General features: G+C 38.8%; 18 protein-coding genes. 12 read left to right on the forward strand and 6 right to left on the reverse strand.

Features of this window, described 5'->3' with window-relative positions; all coding sequences use genetic code 11:
• The first annotated feature begins 259 nt into the window (after nt 1-259).
• Nucleotides 260-466, forward strand: coding sequence for a hypothetical protein (locus HGR01_RS20720; protein WP_045870180.1), 207 nt, complete (start codon nt 260-262; stop codon nt 464-466).
• Nucleotides 467-701: 235 nt separating this feature from the next.
• Here the strand turns inward: HGR01_RS20720 and HGR01_RS20725 are convergent, their stop codons facing one another.
• On the reverse strand, nt 702-3,569 hold the full coding sequence (locus HGR01_RS20725; protein WP_052335172.1) for a CHAT domain-containing protein: 2,868 nt from the start codon (nt 3,567-3,569) through the stop codon (nt 702-704).
• Between the two features lie 192 nt (nt 3,570-3,761).
• Between HGR01_RS20725 and HGR01_RS20730 the strand changes: the two genes are divergently transcribed.
• Complete coding sequence (locus tag HGR01_RS20730; protein WP_045870182.1) at nt 3,762-5,828, forward strand: caspase family protein; 2,067 nt, start codon at nt 3,762-3,764, stop codon at nt 5,826-5,828.
• A gap of 135 nt (nt 5,829-5,963) precedes the next feature.
• On the opposite strand, the gene HGR01_RS20735 is transcribed toward HGR01_RS20730, so the two are convergent.
• The gene (locus HGR01_RS20735) at nt 5,964-6,209 is read right to left on the reverse strand and encodes a hypothetical protein (RefSeq protein WP_155539206.1); all 246 of its coding nucleotides are present in this window, start codon (nt 6,207-6,209) and stop codon (nt 5,964-5,966) included.
• A gap of 491 nt (nt 6,210-6,700) precedes the next feature.
• On the opposite strand from HGR01_RS20735, the gene HGR01_RS20740 reads away from it, so the two are divergent.
• From HGR01_RS20740 to HGR01_RS20750, 3 genes are read left to right on the forward strand one after another with little or no spacing between them, the layout of a single operon-like run.
• Nucleotides 6,701-8,950 carry a dynamin family protein gene (locus HGR01_RS20740; RefSeq protein WP_045870184.1) on the forward strand — a complete coding sequence of 750 codons (2,250 nt, stop codon included), beginning with the start codon at nt 6,701-6,703 and terminating at the stop codon, nt 8,948-8,950.
• 11 nt (nt 8,951-8,961) lie between these two features.
• Nucleotides 8,962-9,993: a hypothetical protein gene (locus HGR01_RS20745; RefSeq protein WP_045870185.1), complete on the forward strand. Its 1,032-nt coding sequence runs from the start codon at nt 8,962-8,964 to the stop codon at nt 9,991-9,993.
• Between the two features lie 16 nt (nt 9,994-10,009).
• Entirely contained in the window at nt 10,010-11,302 is a 1,293-nt protein-coding gene (locus tag HGR01_RS20750; protein ID WP_045870186.1) for a hypothetical protein, read from the forward strand.
• Between the two features lie 188 nt (nt 11,303-11,490).
• On the opposite strand, the gene HGR01_RS20755 is transcribed toward HGR01_RS20750, so the two are convergent.
• The gene (locus tag HGR01_RS20755) at nt 11,491-14,013 is read right to left on the reverse strand and encodes a hypothetical protein (RefSeq protein ID WP_045870187.1); all 2,523 of its coding nucleotides are present in this window, start codon (nt 14,011-14,013) and stop codon (nt 11,491-11,493) included.
• Nucleotides 14,014-14,823: 810 nt separating this feature from the next.
• Entirely contained in the window at nt 14,824-15,129 is a 306-nt protein-coding gene (locus HGR01_RS20760; protein ID WP_155539208.1) for a hypothetical protein, read from the reverse strand.
• A 37-nt stretch (nt 15,130-15,166) separates the two neighbouring features.
• On the opposite strand from HGR01_RS20760, the gene HGR01_RS20765 reads away from it, so the two are divergent.
• Together HGR01_RS20765 and HGR01_RS20770 are read left to right on the forward strand one after the other, a co-directional pair.
• The gene (locus HGR01_RS20765) at nt 15,167-18,043 is read left to right on the forward strand and encodes a GAF domain-containing protein (RefSeq protein ID WP_045870189.1); all 2,877 of its coding nucleotides are present in this window, start codon (nt 15,167-15,169) and stop codon (nt 18,041-18,043) included.
• A gap of 198 nt (nt 18,044-18,241) precedes the next feature.
• Nucleotides 18,242-19,213, forward strand: a complete 972-nt coding sequence (locus tag HGR01_RS20770; RefSeq protein WP_228045243.1) for a CHAT domain-containing protein — start codon at nt 18,242-18,244, stop codon at nt 19,211-19,213.
• 166 nt (nt 19,214-19,379) lie between these two features.
• Here HGR01_RS20770 and HGR01_RS20775 read toward each other — a convergent pair whose 3' ends face one another.
• On the reverse strand, nt 19,380-19,586 hold the full coding sequence (locus tag HGR01_RS20775) for a hypothetical protein (protein WP_045870190.1): 207 nt from the start codon (nt 19,584-19,586) through the stop codon (nt 19,380-19,382).
• A gap of 297 nt (nt 19,587-19,883) precedes the next feature.
• Between HGR01_RS20775 and HGR01_RS20780 the strand changes: the two genes are divergently transcribed.
• The 3 genes from HGR01_RS20780 to HGR01_RS20790 all read left to right on the forward strand — a co-directional run bounded on the left by HGR01_RS20780 (nt 19,884) and on the right by HGR01_RS20790 (nt 24,530).
• The gene (locus HGR01_RS20780) at nt 19,884-20,789 is read left to right on the forward strand and encodes a hypothetical protein (protein ID WP_096621701.1); all 906 of its coding nucleotides are present in this window, start codon (nt 19,884-19,886) and stop codon (nt 20,787-20,789) included.
• Nucleotides 20,790-20,846: 57 nt separating this feature from the next.
• Nucleotides 20,847-22,505, forward strand: a complete 1,659-nt coding sequence (locus tag HGR01_RS20785) for a CHAT domain-containing protein (protein ID WP_052335173.1) — start codon at nt 20,847-20,849, stop codon at nt 22,503-22,505.
• 282 nt (nt 22,506-22,787) lie between these two features.
• Nucleotides 22,788-24,530 (forward strand): serine/threonine-protein kinase, encoded by a 1,743-nt coding sequence (locus HGR01_RS20790; RefSeq protein ID WP_081584013.1) that lies wholly within the window; start codon nt 22,788-22,790, stop codon nt 24,528-24,530.
• Nucleotides 24,531-24,540: 10 nt separating this feature from the next.
• Here the strand turns inward: HGR01_RS20790 and HGR01_RS20795 are convergent, their stop codons facing one another.
• Nucleotides 24,541-24,840, reverse strand: a complete 300-nt coding sequence (locus tag HGR01_RS20795) for a 30S ribosomal protein PSRP-3 (RefSeq protein WP_045870192.1) — start codon at nt 24,838-24,840, stop codon at nt 24,541-24,543.
• Between the two features lie 260 nt (nt 24,841-25,100).
• Between HGR01_RS20795 and HGR01_RS20800 the strand changes: the two genes are divergently transcribed.
• Both HGR01_RS20800 and HGR01_RS20805 read left to right on the forward strand, forming a co-directional pair.
• A complete protein-coding gene (locus tag HGR01_RS20800; protein WP_045870193.1) occupies nt 25,101-25,466 on the forward strand; it encodes a four helix bundle protein in 366 nt (121 codons plus the stop codon).
• A gap of 54 nt (nt 25,467-25,520) precedes the next feature.
• Nucleotides 25,521-26,315 carry a TIGR01548 family HAD-type hydrolase gene (locus tag HGR01_RS20805; RefSeq protein ID WP_045870194.1) on the forward strand — a complete coding sequence of 265 codons (795 nt, stop codon included), beginning with the start codon at nt 25,521-25,523 and terminating at the stop codon, nt 26,313-26,315.
• The last annotated feature ends 133 nt before the right edge of the window (nt 26,316-26,448 follow it).

Genomic DNA, 26,448 nt, shown 5'->3' on the forward strand with positions numbered 1-26,448 from the left:
TTCCCCCAACCAAATTAAAAGTTGAAAATCCTTAACCGAGCAGTATTGAGATTACTGTATACACCAAAAGATTATGGATGCCGTGCCCCTACCGTGCAATCTTTCCCATTTATGAACAAAAGGTAAAGCGATCGCAAGCTATTTAAAGATATTGTGAAAACAAGTCAAAGAAGTTTCTCTTCTTGTGTGCATCACAACATGAATACCTTTTGTTATTCTATAAATGTAAACCACTTTTAAAGTTTCATGGTTAACACTTATGGCAGGAAGAAAGAAACTCGAACGCACCAATATCCACGCAAGAGTTGCCCAAGGGACAGGAGATAAGTTAAAAGAAATCGCCCAAAATCTAGGCTATATCTACGATAACGAAGGCTCTACCGGACAATTGCTAGATGCGATCGCCAATGGAGAAATTATCTTAATCCTCAGCAACAAATCATCTGTAATTGATAAAAATGGTTAAATATATTTACCAAAATTGGTATACAGGCAATTTAAAATAAATTTGGGGACACAATTGTCCCCAATACTGCTCGGTTAAGGATTTTCAAGTGGGAATTTGGTTTGGGGAAAAGGTGTACCCCTGCGCTTAAGCAAGCTACGCGTAGCGTCTGTGCAGGAGAAAGGGTAAGGGTTAAAGGTTTTTTCTTGCCCTCTTTTTCCCTTCCCCTTTTGCCCTTCACCGACAAGTATTGGTATTACTCGGCTTCACCAATTAAAGTAAAAGCAGCCCAGTTTCTGGGATGGGGTGCTTGTTCCATCGTTTTCAGCATAGCTTGACGCAACGCTTGGGCTTTGTCGTATTGTTCTAAGTTCTCATAGAATTGCTTCATTAATAGAGCAGTAGGTGCATCTGGAATTGACCACAGAGAGACGATAATACTGGAAACACCAGCAGAAATGAACGAGCGGGATAACCCAATCACCCCGTCTCCGGTTAATCGACCTCTACCTGTATCGCAGGCGCTAAGTACCACCAATTGGGCATTTAATTGTAAATCGAAGATTTCTTCCGCAGTCAACAAACCATTATCACTGTCAGAGGGAGTAAGAGCGATGGCACTACTCAAACCTCGGCTATTATCTAACAGGCCATGAGTAGCTAAATGAATGATCCGCGACGACACCATTTGTTGCACAACGAAAGCTTTAGTAGCGCTAGCACCGATGATGGGTTGGGATTGAAATACACTAGCTATGGCTTGAGCTTCTGCTTCTGCGCCTGGTAGTTGCGGTAGTTGTTGGGGTAGCTCCCCAATTGATGGAGCTACACTAGGCATAGTCGGATTACCTAGAATTAAAACATCTTTGAGGGCAGCAGCCTCAACTTGTGTGCGTTTTTGCTGAGTTAAATCTAAAACCTGAATTGAGGGAGCCGTCAAAATCGTGTGTTTTTCAATTAAGTATTTGCCTGACTCATCTTGTAAAGCGGGAAAGGGAACTAAAAATAAATAGCTTTGAGGGATAAAAGTCACACGGGTATTGGCATCTTCAGGTAGTAAGTCGGCTATTGGAGCAATCAAGAATTGGTATAGTTGTTGCAAATGCTCCTTGCCGTTATTAGAAACTTTGCGTCTAATTGCGTCACGTCCCCCTACACCCATTGCTTCACGAGTACTGAAAACGAGTTCTGCTAGAGAAGTATTTTGTATTTCCCACAAAGATTTTAGTTCTTGTCTGCGAAAGCATAGCTCTCCTGTAGGTTTAACTACCCAAATATATAGCTCTGATTCTCGGAATTGTAGCCCATCTTCCAATGTGAAATAATCGCCAATGAGTGCATATTCAATAATAGTAGTGTTATGAGCCACAGCAATTTTTTGAATCTGCTCAAAATTAGGAGGTTCGATAGTAGCTGGAGCAATTTGATTTGATGATAAACGCGAAGCTAATAGCTCAACAAAAGCACGGGCACGTCCTCTTTCGGCAATTTCCAAAGCATCAGTAAATTTATTTTGAGCAAGCAGAGCTTTTTGTAATAGGCTGTAAGTACTACTTTGTCTTTCAAAAACTGAGACTTTAAAAGCATCATTATTAGCTAATCTTTGCCTAATACCTTCTCTTGCCTGAATTCCCAAGTAAAGGATTTTTTCTGCTGCTGTCAGCTGACTTTGTTTAAGTAAAATACCCCCCAACTGATGTAGAGCTTGTCCTTCTGCATCTAAATCTTGAATCTCTCTGGCTATGCCTAAACTTTGTTGGGTGTATTTCTCAGCTTCCAAGTAGTTACCTTGGAAATAATCAACTAGTCCTAAACCAATTAAAGCAATACCTTCTCCTTGACGGTCTTGAGTTTTTCTAGCTAAATCTAAATATTGCAGATAATATTCAATTGCTTGGGTGTAATTTCTGAACTCACAGTAAATACTTGCTAAATTTCCCAGATTGCGACCTTCCCCTCTAGGATCTTGGATCTGCCTACTAATTTCTAAACTTTGCTGTTGGTAATTAATTGCTTGATGGTAATCTGCTTTTGCAGTATAAGCTATCCCTAAGTTTGTCAGAATTTTGGCGATAGTACCAGGGTCTTGCAGTTGATGCGCTATTTCTAAACAACGGAGATGATATTTAATTGCCTCATCATACTCACCTAAATATTGATAAGCGATGCCAATAATTTCTAAAGCTCCTAATTGTCCTGAGAGGTCTTGATTTCGTTCTTGAATCTTTAAACATTGTTTACCATATTCTATTGCTTGAGCATAATCTCCTAAATTCCTGTAAGCAACTCCTAAATTTCCGAATACGCCTGCTGCCAAAAAAGGGTCTTGAGTTTCCTCTACAAATTTTAGTGACTGCTGTAGATATGCAATCGCTTGAGAAAATTGTCCAAGGTAATTACAAACAGCTGCTAAACTTCCCAAAACTCTTGCTGCTTGGGAGTGATTTTGAAGCTGTGTATATATAACCAGCGCCTGTTCTAGAGATTGTTGAGCAGATAATAACTCACCACGATTAAGTTGCTGAAAACCTTGTTCAAATAACTGATGTGCTTTGATTTGCTGGGGATTGTTTTCGCGTTCTAAATTTGCTAAAGCTGTCCTGGTAAATTCCTGCATTTGCTGGTTATTGATTTCCCTAGCAATGGCTAAAGTTTGCTGATAGCAGTCAAATGATTTCTCATAGTCAACACAGGCAAAGTAAAGAAGTCCTTGCCAAAAAATTGTCCACCCTTCCCATTCGCGATCGCCAATTTGGCGATATATATTTAGCGCCTCTTGCAAATTCTCCAAGGCAGTTTGATAAGCACGTACCCGTATTTGTTGACGACCTTGTTCAAACAACACTTTTGCCAGATGTTGCTGAGTAATCATTGCCATTTGTGGGTCATTTATTTCTGTAGCGATCGCTAATGACTGCCGATAATAGTCAATTGCTGTGACAAACAAATTCACAGAAGCGTAAACATTTCCTAAATATCCTAAAGTTTTCCCTTCTCCTTCACGGTCTTGAATTTGTCTATATATATTTAGTGCTGTTTCAAAAGAATTTTTTGCCGCTTCCAAGTTACCAATCTCAGCTTGCTGAACACCTTGCTCAATCAGTTGGTGTGGTTGCATGTTCATGATGGCATCTCTCCAGATTTTTGGTGCTGCTTGTATGGAATGAGGCAGAGCTAATTTGTATGAATATAGGAAGCTACTAACTAATGTGACCGCATTCCGGATTTTTTCTTTGATCTGCTTGCTGTACCTGCAATGTGGCTTCGCTGATTTATGCTAACCATTCAAAGCATTTAAACAAAAGGTGGACAGTTGATGCTTGCTAGAACTGAAGCAAATGGTAAATGGGCTTTACTAATTGGCATTGATAAGTATAAATATCCGGAAGTCAATCAACTGTTTGGCTGTGTCAACGATGTAGAGCTAATGTCCAAAATTCTGCAAGAGAACTTTAATTTTCCTTGCGATCGCATTACCCTGTTGCAGAACGAAGAAGCAACCCGTGACAATATCTTAGCTGCTATGGATGCATTGGTTGACAATGTTGGTGAAGATGATATTGTCGTGATTCACTATAGTGGACATGGTTCCCAGATGACAGACCGGGAGGGAGATGAAAAAGATGGTTTGGATGAAACTATCGTACCTCACGATAGTGGACGCAACCCCAATCCCAACCGGGATATTACCGATGATGAAATTTATCTGCGTTTGTTGCAGTTGAGCAAAAAGACACCGCATACTACCTTGATTTTTGACTGCTGCCATTCTGGTACGATTAGCCGCGATCCATTTGGTGTAAATGAACGCTGGGTAGAACCAGACTTACGTCCGATCGCGGAACTACCTCCATCGCCAGTTTTAACTGAGTTAAGTCGAGGTATGGGCGATCGCGGGCCGAGTGGCTGGCTACCTCTGAGCGATCGTTACGTATTGATTGCCGCTTGCCGAGATGAAGAGAAGGCTTATGAGTACACACCGCTCCAGGGCGATAGTCAACTTAATCACGGAGCATTAACGTATTTTATCGGTCAAGCCTTGTGTAGCGCTCAGTCTGGTACTACCTACCGCGATATTTTTGAATGGGTAAGTCCACAAGTTTCGGCAGTGCGATCGCTCCAACACCCGCAAATGGAAGGAGCGCGAGACAGGTTATTATTTGACACCGAAGAGATTGAGCCAATGCGCTTTGTACCAGTTCAAGAGCGTACAGCTAATCAAATAACTCTGGCAGCTGGTGCAGCACACGCGATGACAGTAGGTTCCCAGTGGGCAATTTACCCGGGAGCAACAAAGCAAGTCACAGCAGATACTCCCAAGCTTGGGCTGGTAGAGATTACAACGGTGAGGGCTGTAACCTGCGATGCCTTAATTTTGGCAGAATCTTATGAGAATGCTATTCTCACTGGAACTCGTGCCGTAGAAGAAGCTCATTCCTACGGTCGGATGTGTTTGAAGGTCGAAATTCAAGCCCCTATAAATTATGAAACAGTCGCCAGCGAGTTGAGGGCTTTAATATCAGCGTCTAGTTTGATACAAGAAAACTCTCCAGAAGAAACTCCTGATGCACGCATTTATCTGATTCCACCACGCACAGAAGTAACACCAGAGGATGCAGTACCACAACTGGGAATTGTCACTCAACCTATATGGGCTGTCGTTGGCAAAGATGGTCAATTGATCATTCCCCTGCAAGTCGTTAAAAACACCAATGCTGCCCAAGTAGTCCGTGATAACTTGGAGAAGGTAGTGCGCTATCGTCAAACTTTATCTTTGCAAAACCCTAATCTAGATTCCCTCCTCAAAGATAAAGTTAAATTTATTCTCAAGCGGCAAGCAGCAGATAGTTCTTGGGTAGTCGCAGAACCAGAAAATAGTAGCGGACAAATTGTTTTTCAGGATGGCGAGCAGATTGCTTTGGAAATTGTTAATCAACATCATGTTCCTGTATATATTGGTATTCTCGATTTTGGTTTGACAGGAGCAGTTAGTTTACTCCACCCAATTGAGGGGTCTAACGAGCAGTTGGCTCCTGGACAATCTATTGAGATAGGCGTGCGTTACGGCGATGAAATTTATCTGTCCATACCTTCTGATTTTCCTTTCGTTCCAGTTAACAACAAGCAACAACTTATTGGGGAAACGGAAACTTTCAAACTCTTTGTGTCAACTCGTGAAACTGACTTTACCCTCAGGGTACAAGACTCTTTTGAACGCAGGCAAGTTGACACCAACCCCTTAAGACAATTGCTAGACATTGCATGGATGGGGGATGATGGACGCGATGTTATCCGCAGTCGTCTCCGCAATCATCGCCTTTCAGAAGAGGAATGGATAACGGTAGAGCGATCTTTTTTTCTGAGAGCGTTAATTAGCCCTTGAGAATAGCACTCTATATAGCTTGAATTGATAGATAAGGGACTTCCAGAAAATAAATTATCCAATAACTATTTTCTTTCTCCCCTCTGCTCCCTGCTCCCTGCCAAGAAAGCGATAGTATATTTTAGTTGGAAGTCCCTAAGGTATTTTCAAGAAATAAATTATTCCATCTTGTGGGGCGGGCATCTTGCCCGCCACATAAACTGGGCGGACAAGATATCCACCCCACAATAAATACTGGGGTATTTTTTTTAGTTGGAAGTCCCTAAATTCAGGGAAAATATCTAAAAGCAATAGCCCCGGAAGATATTTAGCACTGATGCCCAAGAGAAAGTACATTGTCACCTTTGATAATGGAGCAACAAATGTTGCTGTTGTTCGCATAGCGTTCCGCAGGAAAGGAATTAACCACAAATTGAAGTTTATTAAAAACTCTGTTTATAGATTTAGGAATTTTGAAAATTTTAGAATTAGATGTTTATTAAATTGAACTTAAATTATTAGTTTTGCATTTCAAGTAATGAAGAAACATAAATATTTTATATCAAGAATAATTCATTATCCTATTTTATACTTAAAGTTACTTGATATAATTTTTTGTAATTTTATTGCAATAAATAAACTTACAAATATTAAATTAAACCAAAGTTTTATAAATGGATTGGAAAAATATAGTAACTATGTTGTAGTAATTTTATAACAATCGTTTTATCTATAATGAGTATAAATTTTATATATAGTTAGTATGTATTAACTACTGCTAACATCGAATCATAAAATAAACTTTGTATTGCATCCATTGATGAAGCATTAAAATTTTATTTTTTTTGATGTCTTGTAACCATAAAATTCCACTCTCTATATATTTTTAAACAATGGCAGATATCCAGAAACAAATCAGTCAAGTAATCAACAAACGTCGGGAACAGCTACCACGAATTGAGGTACGCATTAAGCAAGCAGAAGAAGTAGAAAAAGGATTGAAAGAGTTAAACAACGCACTTGCTGATCTTGCCAATCACCCGAAAGCGACAGATGAATTACAAGTTTATATACGAGACTTTCAAAAGCATCAATTTAGCCAATGGATTACCAGCAGTATTGACCAATTAATAATCGCTAAAGCAAGGCTATTACGCGAAACTATTAATATAGGTGTTAGTGGTCAAGCGCGAGTTGGTAAGAGTACACTTTTACAAACAATTGCTGGACTTACAGACGAACAAGTTCCTACAGGATCAGGTATTCCAGTAACAGCAGTACGTAGTCGCTTACGTCATTCTACTACTCATTCACGAGCTATTCTCACCTTACACACCTTTGAAACATTTAGAGAGCAGATTCTTGAACCTTATCACAAAGAACTGAAGCTCTCCTCATGTCCCATTACACTTGCAGATTTTCAATCTTTTAATTATTCTCAACCGAATATTTTAGGTGATAATTCGCCTCACAGTTCAATAGTCTTATTAGAGCGTCTCCGCAAAATGCAGAAAGCTCTTCCTTCCTATTCCAATTACTTAACAGGAGAGACAAAGGAAGTCAGTTTACAAGGATTACGTTCTTGGGTTGCATATCCAACAAATGAGGAAGAAAAAAATCCCAATTGTCCACGACTTTACTTAGCTGTACGGGATGTTTTAATCGAATGTTCTTTTAAGGCTACAGATGTTGAAAATTTAACTATTATTGACCTTCCCGGATTAGGAGAACTTGATGCAAGTGCAGAAGAACATCACGTAGCAGGGTTGAAAAATGAAGTTGATTTAGTTTTATTAGTCAAGCGTCCAGTGGAAGGGTTAGCTTTTTGGAAAGCCGAAGATGGAAAAGCAGCCAATATTCTTGATCTAGCGCGTGGCGCTATTAAGCAACGTCGGGATTTTGTGATTCTTGTAGTTAATGGTGATGCAAGTTCACAACTTTTGCAGGTACTCTTAGACGACATTACCCGTCAAGCTAATGAAGGAATTCCTGATAAACACTATAAGGTATTACAATGTAACGCTACAGATTCATCTAGTGTGCGTGATTCCTTACTTAAACCATGTCTTGAGCATTTAGCAGAGCGACTGACCATAATGGATCAAGAAGTAATTGAATCAGCTAAGAGTGAATGGCTAACTACAATACAGCGTATTCAAGGAGTATTAGAAGATTTAAGAAAGGGATTAAAATCACAAACACCAAATTCAGTTGCATCACCTGAACTTTTTGATGAATTGGTTGGAAAACTACGAGAAAATATCGCAGTATCTTTAAAAGAAGAAGTTGTCCAAGAGCTATTCCAACAAGCTCGCAATTCGGAAGAGGAAGATACTAAATTAATTGAAACTATTCGTTTTATAGATAAACAAATTAATCAATGGGTAGAAGATGAAGGTTTTGGAATTGGCAAAGAACAATGGATTAGCAAAGCATATAAAAAGATACAGCTAGATACAAGTGAAGCTAAATTTGCAGTAGATGAATTGAACAGAATTAGAGTCGAAATTAGTGAAAGATACTGTCAAATAGATGATTACTTAGATACCAAGGTAGAAGATTTATGGGCAAAAATTAGTTATATTATTCGCAAACATACAGGTCAGCTTCTAGAAGCTACTCAAGATAGTAGAGAGTCCCTAGAAAAATTGGCAGAATTGTTAAAGAACGGCAGTGAATTTTGCCCCAACTTACAAAAAGCTGTAGATGAATTATTATCACTGAATATCAGTTATCGAACACATTTTCATCCACGAGTGAGAAAACAATTAGATTCACTAAATTTTAATGCTTTGCAACATATTTTGGTGACCAAATATAAATTTGGAGAAGAAAAGAAATATTCTGAAGAATTGTTTAAGAGAATGTCCGAACTTGCTATTCAAGCATCTGACAAAACAAAAAAAGCTCTTGTATCTGAAACCTTAACACCAGTATTAATCCTCCATGCAGCCGCAGAACAATTTGAAGATAGTCTAATTCGATCTGGAGAATCTGAAAAGGAATTTAAAAGGTTAGGACGATCCTATAGAGATGAAATCTGGCCTAGTACATTTAGTAATATTGATGCTGAAAATGCAAAAGTAACAAAAGTCCACCGAGCCATTGATATGTTAGAAAAAACGGTTAGGAGTTTTAATTAAGGAAATCACAAATGACAAATAATAATCAGGGATTAAATATTCAATATAAAATAGGAATTATTGGCCCAACTCGTGTCGGTAAAACCTCAATAATTACTGCTTTACTTGAGCAAGGAAAAGACTTACTGACAGGAACAGGTGTTTCCATAGAAGCTGTTGGTAATGCAACAAAAGCACGTATAAATGGCTATCGTGACAAACTACGAGGTTCATTAATAGCAGAGGAATTTAATCCTGGTGGACTAAGTGGAACTGAAGAGCCTTCTAGGCTAGAACTAACTATGCGTGTAGATAACAGTAACAGCAAACTTACCTGGGCTATACTGGATTATCCCGGTGCTTGGGTTGATGAAAGGTTCCGTCCTCCAGAGAGACAAAAAGATTGGGAAGATTGCCTAGCTTGGATTAGAGAGAGTATTGTCCTGTTAGTTCCCATAGATGCCGCTATAGTTATGGAGTCTTCAACTCCAAGCGAAAAACGAGCAGCTAATACTACTTTACAAATCAGTCAAACAGGAGATGTTGCACGTGAATGGGTTAAAGGAAGGATAAATAAAAAAGAACCAGGTTTATTAATACTTGTACCTGTAAAATGTGAAACATACTTTAGTGATAATGGAGGTCAAAGAAATCAAAGCGAAGAGCTACTAGAAAGTATCCAGCAGAAATACTATCAGGATTTATTGAGTTCTGTACACAAAGAAATAAATGGTGCTACAAATACACCACAAATATTAATTCAATATCATCCTATTGATACTATTGGATGTGTTGAAATTAAAAATACTCAATGGACTGTAGAAAATAATGACGCAGTATTTCAAGCAAATTATTTAGTTCGTCCTCCCCGTAAGTTTTCTCCCAAGGGTGCAGATGGACTAATTATTACTATTTGTCGTCAAATTATTAATCTAGAGAAGAATAAACAGCGAAATATAGTGAGCAGTTTGTGGCGATGGCTCACAAAAGAAGATAAAAAGCTACAAAATGCCATTGAAAAACTTCACTCCAAACCATTTAGTGAACGTGTAAAAGATTTGTAAATTGGAGATTAGTTAAATGTCTCAGATATTTATTCAAACCAGGGGAACGTCAATAGACTACAAATTCCTGATTAAATCACCATCGCCAACTTGGTGGAGGGATTATCGTGACTTGACTTCCTTTGAAGATCCAACTCTGATTATTGAAAATATTGATGGTAGCCCTCGTATTTATCTTAGTGCCATACCTTCGGAAAGAAAAGATCGTGTTAACACTCGTATCAGATACACATTAGTTGTGGAAATAGAAAAAGATGATCACACTTTAGATGATTTTGTTCTTAAATTAGTATCAACATGGGTAAATGAAGTAGGTCAATCATCTAAATATAAACCAATAAATAGCAAAATTGGTAATATGCTAGATAAACATTTTTCAGAAGAATTTGTAGATGGATTTTTGGGTTTAAAATATCCTGAAAATCAAAATATTGACGAGTTGAATGATAAATTAAAAAATTTCCAACAAGAAATTTCTAAATTGACCAAACCAGAAACGATATACGATAATGCTTCTTGGTGGGGAGGAATAGGTAATGAAAAAAATCGCCAAGATTGGATTGCATTAGTTGATAAATTAGTCTCAAATAAATCATATGGAAAAGCTTTATTTTTGAATCTAGCAGCAGAAGAAAACGATATACAAGATATATTAAGAGATACAACAGGACAAATAATTTGTTTAATAAATGGAAATTCTGATCAACAGCAGTTTTCTGTAATAGAAAAAATCAAAATTTTTATAAGCAAGCTCAAGCATCTAAAGTCATTTGTTGTGATATCTGTTTGCATATTGTTTGTATTCTTAATTACTTTTAATTTAATTGGTTTTTCAGGAAATAGATTGAGTGAAAGTAAGGTGATTCAGTATGTTGCAAAATCCTGTAAAGAAGAAAAAACATCTGCAAATTCTACTCCAACTTTACCAAAACCAGAAACTCAATCCACTGCTTCAAAGACTACTCCAAATTCACCAAAACCAGAAACTCAATCCACTGCTGCAAACTCTACTCCAAGTTTACCAAAACCAGAAACTCAATCCACTGCTTCAAAGACTACTCCAAATTCACCAAAACCAGAAACTCAATCCACTTCAAATTCACCCAAACCAGCAATTCCAGTCACAAAAGAAGAAATAGTTACAACAGAAGAACTAGCTGAAAAGTTAAACGTAAGTAAAGATGAGCTGCTTTCTGAGGTAAAAAAATGTCATGAAAGCTTCAAAACATGGTCAAAAAAATTTGAAAAAGGAACATGGGATTTTAAAATCAATGGTTCTCAACTAACCTTTAAAAAGGTTAATTTTTAATATGTCAACATCATGTATCTATCGGTTAAGGGGAAAAAGGGGAATGGGAAAAGGAAAAGAAAAAACCTTTAACCCTTCACCTTTAACCTTTTCCCCAAAATCAATTTTGAGTTCAAAACGCTTAACCGAGTAGTATTGATACAACCAGCAATATTAAAGTAAGGATGATTGCTATAGTTGCAATTAGCTTAAACTCGCCCAAGCCAAACTTTTTTTTCAATCAGTTCAGCAATTGGATGTTTAGTAGTGGCTCCAGGCTCAGTATCGTGATGCCATTTCTGCCAAATGCTGGCGGCGAGTTGAGAAAACTCACCCCCTACTTGATACCAACTCGGATTATCTTCTCTACTCCAGAGTTTACATAGCAAATCTAAAACTTTTTCAGAAGTGAGATTGTGCATGGGGTTCAATTTGTTTGCGTTGGATTTAGTTAAGCTATCTTCTTCCCTAAAAACTCTACTCAATCCTTCTTTGACGCTTAAATTGCTAATCTTTTCTGAACACCTGGAAATATTGAAAAGTGCGTCACAAATCCGTCTATTCAAACTTAAATATACAGCCCCTTTGAGTGCCTTTAAAAAAATCTCTAACGCATTGGTCGCATCATCTTGAATTAATAATAAATATTCTCCATCAAGCAAATAAATTTCTGAAAGCACGGCTTGCCAAAAATTATTACTGTGACCAGCAGTTAAATCCGTTTTAGCAAGTTTATCAGCAAACTTAGATGCCTGTTTTGGTAAATTCGTTTCTCCGACTCTGATCCAAGCTCTGCCTGCAAATGCTAGCCATCGAGAAGCTCGTTGAGCTAAACCAATACGTAATGCGTAGTGAGCTGCTCTGAGAAAATTTTCTGCGGCGGCTACAAGAGAGCTTTTCTCATCAGCAAGATAAAACTCTATACGGGCAACATTTCCATACATTTCCGATAATGCTAGATACACATCCCAACCAGGATCTTTGTAACAAGATCCTGGTTTAATTGCAGCTCGAATTTCCCTATCCCAGATTTCTAATCTCAGCCACTGACTTCTTTTAGTTTTATCAAATAAGTTTGGCTCGTGCCCACAAGAAAGCTCATATAGGTAGACTTCTGAACGAATCAGAGCTTGGATAGGAACAAGCTCTTGCTTGACTTTTTGGTCTTCCTCAAGGACTTGGTTCATTTCTTGAATGAGCAGTTGGGCGTTGCTGATGTTTCCTTGAAAATTGGATTGTCTTAGCTCTAAGCGTTTTGTCAGAAAATAGCAGCGATAAAAGTTGAGTCGATATGAAAAGTAAATATCCTCTTGAGGAATTTTCTTCAATTCTTCCCTAGCAGTAGAAGCGATTTTCTTAATTTCAACAGTTTGACATTCTTCATCAAGAAATTGAAATTTTTGAAAAGCTCTCCTGGCTCTTGTTAATCGCTTTCTCAAATCAGAGAGAGCTTTACAGGCTGAAGTATAAATTTGCAGATCTAGTTTGCCGGATGTACTTTGATCGCCTATCCATTGCTTAGTAGCATAGACGATCGCTTGCAACATCGTGATCATCGAGTCGCGATCTACCCAAATTCCTTGATAATGTGGTCTATTACCTAGAATTACTGTTGTTTCAACTAAAGAATCAATACTACTGTCTAGAGTTTTTGTTGATATGCTGACGTTGGCTATATGCTCTGCCAAGCCCATGTGTAAGCTCAAAGCACCTATCGCATTCTCAACGATTGTATTACCAGAAGTGTACATCCATTCAATCAGCTCGTGAGATTCGCCATCATAACTAAAGCTACAAGTCACTAAGGCCATAATCACAGGAGTGAGGGAATCAAGAGACTTGGCTTGTGGTTGCATTGTCCAGCATGAACCTGGAGTTTTCAGGGCACACTCTGCTTGATGACCTATTTGTACAAATTGAGCGTATAAATCACTATATTCCTTTTCTGCATTCACATATCGAGATAAAGTTTGAAATTCTGTCTTTTGCACTCTCAGGTGAAGATTGGGGAGATTTTTGAGCATTTGCTCTTTGATCGCAATGCTGATGAATAATCTGATAGCTTCTTGCTGGGTGAACTTTGTCTTACCTCCAGCTCTCAGCCTGTCCCTAGTCCGCTCTAGCTTGTCAATTACTTCCAGTCTTAGTTTTAAACCAAGTGTTGGGTGAGATTCCCAAAGATTATCAATCAGAGATGTGAGATAGTCGTTCTCTTGATATTTAAAATGTCCTTTGTTAGTAATTGCTATTTTGTGATTTGCGATCGCTAAAAACTCTTGAGTCGTAGGTACTAAGTCTTCAACCTCTAAAAACTCAAGCAATGCCACCACTTGAGCAATTTGAAAAAACCTTTTTGGGCTGACCTTAATAATACTAGCGTTATTTGGTAAGAAACCAGCCGACTCTAATAGTTCGTCAGTCCCAATCTCTCCCAATAATTCTCGTAGTTCGTTAGCATGAGGATGAGAGTCGATATCTTGGGAGGTTTTTTCACCCTCTGCTTTTGATTTTCTTTTCGATGGTTTATTGTTTTGCAGAGTTGTGCAAAGTTTGATTAAGTCTTGGCGATTAACTGGTAACCTTTTTTTTTCCTGATTGAGAAATTCAATCACAACTGGTCGGCTCACATCCATCCCTTTTGAGAGTTCTACCTGAGTTGCTCCCATTTTTTCTAGGAAGAAGTGAAGCATCTTCCTGAGCTCTTCTTGGTCTTCCATACTGTCTTTACTCATACTCTTGATTCTAGAGCTAGTAGTTGTCAATATAATTTACAGTAAACCTCAAATATATTCATTATTTGTAATCTCTTATACATAATTTATTTATTTTGCATCTTTTTTACGACATGTCATTTTAAACAGGCTTTTTTCAAATTTATACTCCTTATATTGTATATATAGCTACAATTTGCTGGTAAAATCTTGTTTATATATTGACATGTACATAATTATTTGCTAAATAAATTAGCAACCATTTATTCAGCAGTTGTAAGTTTTCTTAACACTGTGAAAAGAAAATAGCTAGGTTTAAACAAATCAATCAAATTGGATTCAGAGAAATTCAATGGGGCCTGAGTTAAGGCTAAGACAAAGTTGAGTGTTGTTGTGAGGATGTGAAGAGTTTCCTGATTCCGTGACCAAACCTAGCGCTTAAAAATGCAGCATCATCTAATACGAGAGGTAAAACGGTTTCAGCATTCGCCATTAGTAGCCCACAAAATTTAAGCTTTATTTTGCAAGTGATGAGAGCATAACTCTAACACATACATTTTTGTGCTGGATTGCCTTCATGAAAGTATTTGCAAACAATTAAATATTTGTTCACAAAACATCGATATAAATCACCAAATCGATGCCTCAGCTTTGCATATCCATTGCTAACAGATACTGCCAATTAATTAAATCTGGGAGAGTGCAAAATGCATAAATTTGTGGTGTGAATTAAGCATTTGTCCATGACAAATAAATTGAATTACAACTAATCTGATTGGAGTTTATAGCCATGACACCAAGACACTATAGTTTGCTATTGCAATTTACTGCTCAGTTCCTCAAATATTTTTTGCTAGCAATATTCGCTTTTGCGATTATGTCTATTTTATTCATTAGTTTTGGAGCTTCACATACTGTTGTTATGCTACTGCCTATTGCAGGCCATTGGTTTTCTAAGCTGGGAATTATCTTGTTGTGTTTAATCACCACAACGGTCATTTTAGAATCTTGGCGGTAAATATCGCTTGACCCGAAACCCAACGGGGTAAGGAGTTCTGGAGTGCGTTCGTCCTTGATGTTGCTGTAGGTATTCTCTGCATTATCCATCAAGGAGCGATCGCCAATCGCTACACCCACCCAACCTTTAGTAATTCATCACTTACAGGAAATGTATATGCATAATTCTCAACATTTTCCCGAAGATTTCAAAGCATTTGAACAGCAAATTCTCCAAGCTGAAAACCAAATAGCCAAAGCGACAACTGAACTCTTTCGCTTAGAATTAATTCTCGATCGCATTTGCCATGAAATTCAAGATTCATTGGGATTTGATTTTGTCAATATCTCCTTAGTCATGCCTGCATCAAACACTATTGAAGCAGTACATGGAATTGGTATCGGTAAAAATTGGGTGAATCGAGCCAGACATTACCTGGAGGACGATCCAGAATTACGAGATATTCAAGCAGATATAGTTAAAGAATGCCACACGGAGATTATCTCCGGGCAAAATGAACGCTTTGATAGTTGGATTTTTGAAACATTTGACCATCATCATCTTGTCCGCATTTTTACGCCGATTATTCTGATTCGAGATGAAAGCGGCAAAATTCTAGAGGATTGGTTTGAACAGTATGATTGGCAAGAGAATTTTGTTGCCAAGCAAATTGGGACTGAAAAGCAACATACTATTATCACTATGAAGCCAATACCAGGTTATGCTCCACCTAAAGTAATTGGCTCTGTAGAAGCAGGTTATGAGAATTGTGACACCAAAATCACCCATAAACAAGCGATCGCATTAGCTAAACTTGTGGCTCAAAGAGCGCTAGATATTCGTAAAGCACGTCTGCGTTATGTATTAGAAACTGTTGCTGAAAATGCTAGGCACATTTTAAAAGCTGACTTCACTACACTACACTTTTTGTGGGAACCACAGAAAAACCATTATATTTACGAAGTTTGTGCAGGCTGTATTGACCATCAGCTTCTCAAAGACTTTCCACCGCGCAAGCCAAGTTTAAATGGGTTAGGCTGGCAAGCTATTCTTGAGGGTAAACCTAAATTTTTACCAGATTTACCCAAAGCCAACGAAAATTCACAGCCAAGCTCTTTTAACCCAATAGCCCTGAAAGAAGGTTCTCGAACTTATGCAGCTTTTCCCTTATTACTCAATGGTAGCAACGCAAGTATAGAGGAAATCACTGCTCTTGATCGAGATAGTAGTAATCATCAACATCAAACTAGCCAAGGGCAACTAGAGCCTATTTGTGTAGGAGTTTTATACGTACACTTTCAGCGCGAACATCAATTTAATCAAGAAGAGTTGCAATTGGGCAAACAGTTTGCTCGTAATGCAGTTGATGCCATCTGGCACGCAATCACCTATCAACAGATGCTTGATAAAGCACGTCAATTAGCCACGATTCATTCAGTTGCTCAATCACTCAGTCGGATACCAGAAAATGCCGATTTATTAGGAGATATTGCCTGGAACACTTTAAATGTCCTTGCAGCCGATGTAGTGACCATTTATGCATATATTCAGACCGAAAATCATTTTTTACCTGAAGTTAGTTATGCAGGTCGTCTGAAAGAAGAGCAAAAAATGAAAGATACAAAGCTTGATCAGCAAGATGTACCATTTTTACTGATCAAACATGGAGAAAATATCTATGCTTCAATAGTTTCAAATGAGCCTATATTTAAAGACTCAGCTTTTAGTCAACGAGAAAAAATTCAGTCTGTAGCTGGAGTTTTACTCAGGGTAGAGCGAGACATCGTTGGAGTTATGTTCATTAATTATCGGCGACCTCATGATTTTTCGGGCGAAGAGAAACAAATTATTAATACTTTAGCTTCCTCCGCCGCAACTGCTATTAAAAATCAACGATGGTTACAAACATTAAGCAGTATTGACCGCCAGATTATTACTACATTAGAAGAAGATGAACTGTTGAAATTGATTGTACAGCAATCAGTACAAATCACGGGAGCCGAATTAGGAACCATTCGGTTGTTAGATTCTGTGAATAAATTGCTAGTCACGAAGGTTAGTTATCCTGAAAGCATACCAACTAGTCAAGCTCCAAAATACGGCACTCTAGACAAAGGAATTACAGGTTGGGTTGCTACTCATCGTCAGCCTGCATTAGTCAATGATGTTCAATCCGATATCCGCTATCAACCCTGCTTTACTAATGTGCGCTCAGAATTATGTGTGCCTTTGTTAGATAAGGATCGTGGTGTACTAGGTGTACTTAACGTAGAAGGACGTAAACCACAAGAATTTGACCAAGGGGATTTACGCAGGTTAGAAATTTTAGCAGATCTAGCGGTTATTGCGATCCAAAACGCAGAAACTAAAGAACAACTTGTGAAAACAGAAGCAATAGCTACCTTAGGTGAACTAGCAGGCCCGTTAGTTCATAAGATAAATAATTATGTTGGTGCTATTCGTATCTGGGCGCAGGATATTCTTGATGAAAATGATGATGGCGATTGCAGCAAGGCATTTGAAATTTTTTCCTTAGCAAATAAGGTGTTAGAGGATGCTGAATGTTTGAAGATTTGGCTGCAAGAACAACGTCAACCTCTTCATCTCAAAAAAGTAGTAATGCAAGCAATAAATCGAATGCAAATAAGTTCAAATATTCAGCAAAATTTGCACATTTTTGCCAGCTTACCGGAAGTATTTGCAGGTAAACAGCAATTGATATATGTCTTCGATAACCTCATCCAAAATGCGGTAGATGCCATACTGATGAAAAGTGAGCTAGGAGGTGAGTTATCACTTGAGGCTAGAATTGACGAAGAAGGTTTTGTGAAAATCACTGTTACTGATTCTGGTGTAGGTATTGCACGAGAAAATTTAGAAAAGATTTTCCAGCCTGATTACTCAACAAAGGGTGCTAGAAGAGGCATGGGTTTTGGACTATGGTGGACAAGATTTTATGTTGAGCGATTAGGAGGAAAAATATTAGTGAATAGTACCCTTGATGCAGGAACAAAGTTTTCTGTAATCTTGCCAATTTACAAATCGGGTATCTGATACCAATTTGAAGAATGATCGCTACAAATGTAAGTAGGAGAGCTTCTTATGGGGCGGACAAGATGTCCACCCCACAAGAGTTTTAATAATGCACTATTTTAGGCTTGCCATGCCACTACACATCTGTCGCATTCTTGTTTAAATTGGTATGAATTTGTAGCAGTAACTCCAGTTACAAAATTAAGTGCAGGAATTGAGATGAAATATTTGAAAGTGCTTCTGGTTGAAGACGGATCAGAATGGCAGAGTATTCTTCAAGAAAAGATTCGTCGTGCTCTGCAAGATACTAATAACTTAGACATTAGAGTTGTGAAAACTTTTGCTGAAGCTTATAAGTCCCTTAACGAAAGCCAATGGGATTTGTTAGTTACTGATATTGGTTTAGGGGATTCATTGATTTCGTCGCAAAAATTGGGAATTCAATTAATCGAATTAGCTAGCGAACGACAGATACCAGCAATAGCAGTTAGCGGAACGCCCCATTTAACTACTCAAGATTCTGCTGATTTAGTTACCGAGAATGGAGCTATTTTTTTTAGTAAGCAAAATTTTGATAGTAAAAAATTTATTGCTAAAATTCAGACGCTGATGTGTAAGCAGCAGGATTCAACGATGAAGGTAATTTTAATTTTGGCATCAAGTCCAGTTAATAAAGCAAGGCTGCGTTTAGACAAAGAAGTGCATGAAATTGATGAAGGTTTACGTCGTTCCGAGAAGCGCCATCAATTCAAATTAGAGCAAAGATGGGCTGTAAAAGCTGATGATTTGCGTCGAGCTTTGCTAGATATCGAGCCACAAATTGTCCATTTTTGTGGACATGGAAATGGTGAAGACGGACTGTTGATCCAAGATGAAGATGGCAATTCAAAACTTGTAAGTACAGGAGCTTTAAAAATATTATTTGAATTATGTGCTCATCATGTCGAGTGTGTTCTGCTCAACGCTTGTTATTCTGAGGTACAGGCAGATGCTATCGTCGAGCATATTAATCATGTAATTGGTATGAGTAAAGCGATTGGAGATCAAGCTGCGATTAAGTTTGCTACAGGATTTTATGATGCTATTGGGGCGGGTAGATCAGTGGAGACTGCTTATAAATTTGGTTGTAATGCTATTCAATTAGAAAATATTCCCGAACACTTAACTCCTAGACTGAAAAAGAGACAATAGTTTAATAATGCCCACTCAACGAAATTAGAATCGCCCAAACTTAGATTGTGGTTGGATAAATGACAGCTTGTGAACAGCGATACCTACGACACACTGCGTGAACGCTGGATTATTCCCCCATCCCCAACAGTTATAACTTCCGCTCCGCGACGGAGATGATCAACACCTACTTCCCAAAGGATATTGTCAGGCTTGAGCCACCCTGCGAGGGTGGAATGATATAACTACCATGTTGATCACGGCGATACGCCTCTGGAGTCGTTGCGCGATCGCCTACACTTAAAATTTGACGCAGAGTGTCTATATCTATTTCTGTGTGGGTTCCTCTGGCAAAGCGATTAAGAATGCTGTTAATGTTATTAGAATCCACCATCTCTCATAAGTTCTTAGTTTTATCTTACACAATTCAATGATTAAAATACTTAAGATTTTATTTAGTTTCTCTGTGTCTAAAAGCTGATATTAGTATGCTTTATGTCATATCTTGATCAAGATTAAAAATGTCTTCTTATTAATTTCGTCTAATACCAAAATATTCTTGTAATGTAAAAATTATACTTATGATCCTAAAAATATTTAGGAATCACAGAATCTACCTTGGTAGATTCTATTGATGTCACCAAATGCTTATTTATTCAAAACGGAAGTTTTCACAAAGGAGACGGTGTAGATGAACGATGAGCTAACCCCTCCAAACCCAGAACAGACAGATGCTTTATTATCTGACTTGCTACAAGAAGTTCAAAAATGGGAGGGAACTCTCGCTGGTGGAACAAAACTAGGCGTTGGGGGAGAAGCTGTTGACAGTCTGTTTAAAACAAAAGTCAGTTTTGGCAATCCTCAAGATAAGTTAATTCGCCTTACAGAGGAGACATTTAAAAATAGCGGTACTGAACTGATTGACATTTACAAGCAGCAGATACGCAACCAGTTCGACTTTTATTACATGACTTTTACCATAGATTTACGCCCTGAGCGAGGCGCGCAGTTTTGGCGGTTAACCTGCGAGCTAGATTTTGGGCCTAAAGGAAGCAAAGAACCAATTATTCAAAGCCTATTCCCATCTGATAAATGGCGTTCAGTGATGAGTTTTGGTGTAGGTATGGATGTGGGCTTGGGTGGTGACTTGGAATGGAGTGTAGGAATAGATAGTTCTCAATTGGCTAAATTGTTACCATCAATTCCCGATAATCTGAAAGCAAGCGTGTCAACTAAGGATAATTTAAAGGCTTTTCTTGCTGTTCCTGCTTACGGATATCAACTTGGTTACTCGGAAATTATTACCAATGGTGAAGGTAACTCTCTGTGTTACTGGCGTATTAATGATGACAATTTACAACGAATTGGGACAGCAAAATTTGCGATCGTCTTTAAAGTACCTCAGGGAACTGATTCTATAACTGTGAGGGGTACAGCATGGGCTGAACCAAAGATGAACTGGTTAACTTCTGCTTTAGAAGATGTAGCTGCTGCTTTATCGGAGCGTTTTCAGAGATTTTTGGGACAAGGGGATGATGCTGCAAGTAAATTCGCCCGTGGTGATGCCGAATTCTGGACTTTAAAACTTCCCAAATAAGCTGAATTTAAATCATTAAAATGTATTGCTAAGGCAAGGGTAAAAGCTAGTTTTGATATGAATAAAGGTTATTATACTTACCGCATCCGTATAGCTAATGTTGAGCGCGTGCAGGTAGAAAAATGGGACGCTCAACACAAGCTTTTGGGAGAACCTTCTGGTGTCTTTCGTTATCAAGATAACTTAGAAGAAATTAAATCCCTAATTAATACAGCACGAAATGACGAAATCAAAAACTCCAAGCAAGCACGTCTGATTGGAGAAGTTCTATTTAATAGTTTATTTGACGATACGCTGCGTCAGGACTTTGTAAATTTTCATTTCCAGGTTGTACAGCAACAAAGCCAACTGTTGCGAATCGAATTGGATATTGATGAACAAGGAATGCCTGAAATTGCTGCATTACCTTGGGAATTTATGTGTTTACCTGGGAATGCAAACTTAGGTGAAATTTGGATAGCTACAGATCCAAACTTAGTCTTTTCTCGCCGACGCGCCCAATGGCATCCAGCCCCACCTATTCAGCTAGAACAGGGAGAAAAGTTAAGAATTGCATTGGCGATCGCTTCTTTGCAAGAGTTAGGAGAAGTCGAACACGAGACAGTACAAACAGCATTGCAAGAACTAGCAAAAAGCCAACCAGAACATATTGAACTTTTGCCTGTTGTTAACCCAGCTACTCCCACAGCAATTGATGATTTGCTAGAACAAAAACCTCATATTTTTCACTTTATTGGGCATGGACGCTTGCAGAATGAAGATGGGGAAAATGTGGGTGAAATTGCTTTAGTAAAAAAAGTTTTTAATCAACAAAAAGTAAATTGGGTAGACGCTAGTTTTTTCGGCGGGCTTTTTAATCGTCATCGTCCAGGGATTGTATTTTTACAAGCTTGTGAAAGTGGAATGTCTTCTGCATCACAAGCTTTTGTAAGTGTAGCCTCGAAAATTGTGCAGCAGAATATATCTGTAGTCGTGGCGATGCAGTACGAAGTCTCTAATTTAACGGCAAGTCAGTTTGCTTACGAATTCTACGAGCGATTAGCCAAAGATTATCCGGTAGATATTGCCACGCAAAATGGACGGCGTACAGTAGCACTCGATACGCAATATCGCAAACGCGATTTCGCTATCCCTGTGATCTTTATGCGTGTGCAGGATGGGTATTTATTTAAACGTCAGGTTGTGAATCAGGTTTCCAGCGAATCTAGCCAAAAAGGTACTGCATTCCAACCAGGTAAGTATAACGTCAATATTGGAGAAGGTAATGATATACATATAGGCGATCGCATATACCAACAAAAATTTACATCTCTAGCTTCAGAATTGATTGCCACATTAAGTAATGCTAAGTTTCAGGGTAATGAAGGAGAGCAAGGTGGTACAGGAAGCTTTTATCAGTATGAAATTTTCTTAGAGAATGTAATTCTGGAGAATGAGCAAAATCAAGATCATTATCAAGAGTATAAGCTTAGTGGCAATTGGTCATCTTTTGTTTATAAATATGTCTATTTTTTCAACAAAGTGGTTGATACACCTTGGGGACATAACAGCAAACCTTATGGTCGCTTCCATATTGTAGTTAAAAGTACAAATGAAGTTTTGGATCAGATTCTGGTTAAAGCTGACCGAAAGAACGATGATCCAAATAACTACGCAGCTAACAAAGTTGAGCAATTTATTGAGTCGAAAATAAAGGAAATAAAACGCAAAAATTAACAGGAATACGGTGCAGTGAATGTTCAATCTGTGGAATATTCTCAGCAAGTCACAGCATTAACTTCTAAACTTTTGAGGTTAATGGTAACCCAATACTGCTCGGTTAAGGATTTTCAACTCTTAATTTGGTTTGGGGAAAAGTTGAAAGGGTAAGGGTTAAAGGTTTTTTCTGGCCCTTTTGCCCTTAACCGACAAGTATTGAATGGTAACCGAGCGTTAACTGAAATTAGCCATACTACATTTACCATAGATGTAATCTGGCTGAAAGTTTGGCAGGAAATTTTGCTGATACAAAACCGTTATCGTTTACTCCAGCTGATTGGGAAAGGGGGATTCTGTAAAACCTACCTCGTTGTGGATGAAAATCAATTTCCTCCTGTTCCGTGCGTTGTGCAACAATTTTCGTATTACAATCAAACACCAGAAAGCTTTGTAAAAGTAGCACAGCAGCTCAAGCTACTAGGCGAACATCCTCAAATTCCGGCTTTACTTTCCCATTTTCAAGATGACCAATATTGCTACTTAGTACAAGAATTTATCGCAGGTAGTAATTTAGCTACCATACTGGCAGCAGAAGGAAATTTCAGCGAAAATCAAATTTGGCAACTGTTAGCAAATATATTACCTGTTCTCAAATTTATTCGCGATCGCAATATCATCCACTGCGATATCAAACCCGAAAATATTATCCGCACTGCTGCTGGCGAATTCGTCTTAGTTGATTTTGCTGCAGCTCAACTAGTCAGTGTCATTGACCAGTTGATCAGTAAAATTTGTATAGGTAGCCCGGAATATATCGCACCAGAACAAGCGAGGGGAAAAGCAGTTTTTGCTAGCGATATTTATAGTTTGGGTGTCACTTGTATTTACCTACTTACCGAAGTTTCGCCATTTGATTTATACGATGTCGCCAATGATTGCTGGGTTTGGCAAGATTATCTGAGAAATCAGGTAAGCGAACGACTCACGAAAATCCTCAACAAACTGCTGCAACCATCCATCAGCCGCCGCTTTCAATCTGCTGATGAAGTCTTGCTAGCAATGGGAATTACAGACAAAACAAATCATCTGCGTTCATCTGCGTTCATCGGCGGTTGGCAATGCATACATACCTTGAGTGGCATTCCTAGCGCCTGTGCAGGGATAAACTGTGTTAGCTTCAACCCTGATGGTACAACATTAGCCAGTGGTGACGACAAAATTATTAAATTTTGGGACGTAAATAGTCAAAAACCCCTAGCTACCCTATCAGGACATTCTCAAGCAGTAAAATCAGTCGCCTACAGTCCTGATGGTAAACTATTAGCCACAGCTAGCGACGATCGCACTATTAAATTGTGGGATGTCAATCAATTACAAGAAATTTACACCTTAGCTGGACATTCACACGCCGTTAAATCCGTGGCTTTCAGTCCTGATGGGCAAATTTTGGCTAGTGGGAGTTGGGATAAAACAGTCAAACTGTGGGATGTCAATACTGGCAAAGAAATTTCTACTCTGAGTAAGCACCAATTACAGGTAAATTCCGTAGCATTTAGCCCTCAAGGGCAGCTTTTAGCCAGCACCAGTTTTGATCGGACAATTTGCTTATGGCAGCTTTCGCAAACGAGAGAATTTAAAAACCGCCCAGATTACACCTTGTTAGGCACCCTTTCGGGTCATGCATGGGCGGTTTTGACTGTCGCTTTTAGTCCCGATGGAAAAATTTTAGCGACGGGTAGCGACGATAACACGATTAAATTGTGGGAGGTAAACACTGGTCAGGTAATTACCACACTGTCAGGCCATTCTTGGTCAGTTTTAGCCTTGGCTTTCACATCGGATGGCACAATGTTGATTAGTGCCAGTCGCGATCGCACTGTTAAACTTTGGAATGTTAGCACAGCAACAGAAATTGCTACTCTCTCTGGCCATGCCGACTCTGTATCTACCATTGCTGTCAGCCCTGATGCACAACTGATTGCTAGTGGCAGCAGGGACAAGACCATCAAATTGTGGCACCTTGTAAAACAGCAGGGCAGCTAATGCGGCAATATCAGGCGCTACCTGTAAATGCCACTTCGGGAAACTTCAGTTGCGCTTCTGCCATCGGACGGTTTCTACCTTCCTCTTGCCAGTAGTTAATCACTTCTGTGGCTTTGTTGAGTAACTCAACACGATCCAAGTCACTAATCCAGTGTTTAGATTCTAGTTCCTTCTTTAACTCTTCCCAAGCATCGTTTCTAGGCCAGAAAAAGTACTTGGTTAAAGGACTGGTGCCTTTACCTACAACTTGGTCTACTGCGAGAGCAACGTTCTCGTCTAACCAAAGAATTTTCAAAATAAACTTGGTCAATCACACCTCCGGAGTATATCCCAGCATTACTTAACTAAGTCAGCGATCGCTTATTTTAACGCAATACCATACCAGATGGGTAAATAGTTTGGGCATTGGGCATTGGGCATAGGGCATGGGGCATGGGGCATGGGGCATGGGGTAGTTATGAGGGAATTCTAAAAAATAAATTATTCTGCTTAAATTCGTTGGTTGTGAACTGTCAATAATAACTATGGAATATTTTTTGAATTGGCAGTCCCTGAGTTTAGAGGAATTGTGTGAGAAGGCCTGATTTTGAAGATTTAGAGGTTTATCGATTAGCTGAAAAGCTAGCGAATGAAATTTGGCAGATTGTGAAGGTATGGGATAATTTCTCTCAAGATACTATGGGTAAGCAAATTGTTCGCTCTGCTGATAGTATTTGTGTGAATATAGCAGAGGGCAGAGGTAGGTATAATGACCAAGACAATCGGCGTTTTGTCAAGATTGCTAGAGGTTCTTTATACGAAACTATCAACTGGTTGCGATTAACCTACACCAGAAAGCTATTGACAACTGAACAGGTAAGCATCTTAAAACCGTTTCTGGATCAACTATTACCCAAACTCAATGCTTATCTCAAAGCTATCGGCAATAGAGAATAGAACAAACTTCTTTATGCCCCATGCCCCATGCCCCATGCCCCATGCCCTATATTTATGACAGAAAAATTATCACCAAAAGCGATCGCAGTTTTTGATATTGATGGCGTGATTCGCGATGTTAGTGGTTCTTATCGTCGCGCGATCGCAGATACTGTTGAGTATTTTACCAATCAAGCGTATCGTCCTACACCATTAGATATTGACCAACTGAAGTCTGAAGGTATTTGGAATAATGATTGGGAAGCATCCCAAGAGTTGATTTACCGTTATTTCCAAAGTCAAGGACAGCTGCGAGAACAACTACAACTTGATTACAACGATATAGTTACCTTTTTTCAATCTCGTTACCGAGGTACAGATCCCAACAATTTCACTGGATATATTTGTGATGAACCCTTGTTATTGCAACCCAGTTACTTAGAACAACTCACACAAGCGAATATTGCTTGGGGATTTTTTAGTGGTGCTACTCGTGGTTCGGCTAACTATGTTTTGCAGAAACGCCTGGGTTTACAGTCTCCTGTATTGATTGCAATGGAAGATGCGCCAGGTAAACCCGATCCCACAGGACTTTTTGCGACTGTACAAATCTTAGATAATGGCTGCGATGCTTTACCTACTGTGGTGTATGTAGGAGATACCGTAGCTGATATGTACACAGTAGAAAAAGCGCGCAATCAGCAGCCGCACCGCACTTGGATTGGTGTCGGCGTTTTACCCCCTCATGTGCAGGAAACAGCAGCGCGTCGTGATGCTTATGCTGAAACACTCAAAAAAGCAGGCGCAGCTATAGTTTTGAGTAATGTGCAAGAATTAACACCAGAGCAGATTCAAGACTTAGGCGGTTAAGCTTTTGCATCTGACTTTCATAATTTCATAGGTAATACCAAAATATAATTTTGAGCGAACCTAGAAACCTTTATGGGATCAGGAACGTTTTTGATTCATATCCGCCGTAAATTACGAATTACGAATTGGTATT

It is taken from the genome of Tolypothrix sp. PCC 7712 (assembly GCF_025860405.1).
Taxonomy (GTDB): Bacteria; Cyanobacteriota; Cyanobacteriia; order Cyanobacteriales; family Nostocaceae; genus Aulosira; species Aulosira diplosiphon.

What these genes read in the sequence shown, in the direction of transcription:
- HGR01_RS20785 (WP_052335173.1), top strand. Translation starts at nt 20,847, where the DNA reads ATGAATAAAGGTTATTATACTTACCGCATCCGTATAGCTAATGTTGAG.
- HGR01_RS20780 (WP_096621701.1), top strand. Translation starts at nt 19,884, where the DNA reads ATGAACGATGAGCTAACCCCTCCAAACCCAGAACAGACAGATGCTTTA.
- HGR01_RS20735 (WP_155539206.1), bottom strand. Translation starts at nt 6,209, where the DNA reads ATGCGAACAACAGCAACATTTGTTGCTCCATTATCAAAGGTGACAATG.
- HGR01_RS20770 (WP_228045243.1), top strand. Translation starts at nt 18,242, where the DNA reads ATGAAATATTTGAAAGTGCTTCTGGTTGAAGACGGATCAGAATGGCAG.
- HGR01_RS20740 (WP_045870184.1), top strand. Translation starts at nt 6,701, where the DNA reads ATGGCAGATATCCAGAAACAAATCAGTCAAGTAATCAACAAACGTCGG.
- HGR01_RS20775 (WP_045870190.1), bottom strand. Translation starts at nt 19,586, where the DNA reads ATGGTGGATTCTAATAACATTAACAGCATTCTTAATCGCTTTGCCAGA.
- HGR01_RS20750 (WP_045870186.1), top strand. Translation starts at nt 10,010, where the DNA reads ATGTCTCAGATATTTATTCAAACCAGGGGAACGTCAATAGACTACAAA.
- HGR01_RS20755 (WP_045870187.1), bottom strand. Translation starts at nt 14,013, where the DNA reads ATGAGTAAAGACAGTATGGAAGACCAAGAAGAGCTCAGGAAGATGCTT.
- HGR01_RS20720 (WP_045870180.1), top strand. Translation starts at nt 260, where the DNA reads ATGGCAGGAAGAAAGAAACTCGAACGCACCAATATCCACGCAAGAGTT.
- HGR01_RS20805 (WP_045870194.1), top strand. Translation starts at nt 25,521, where the DNA reads ATGACAGAAAAATTATCACCAAAAGCGATCGCAGTTTTTGATATTGAT.
- HGR01_RS20730 (WP_045870182.1), top strand. Translation starts at nt 3,762, where the DNA reads ATGCTTGCTAGAACTGAAGCAAATGGTAAATGGGCTTTACTAATTGGC.
- HGR01_RS20725 (WP_052335172.1), bottom strand. Translation starts at nt 3,569, where the DNA reads ATGAACATGCAACCACACCAACTGATTGAGCAAGGTGTTCAGCAAGCT.
- HGR01_RS20745 (WP_045870185.1), top strand. Translation starts at nt 8,962, where the DNA reads ATGACAAATAATAATCAGGGATTAAATATTCAATATAAAATAGGAATT.
- HGR01_RS20765 (WP_045870189.1), top strand. Translation starts at nt 15,167, where the DNA reads ATGCATAATTCTCAACATTTTCCCGAAGATTTCAAAGCATTTGAACAG.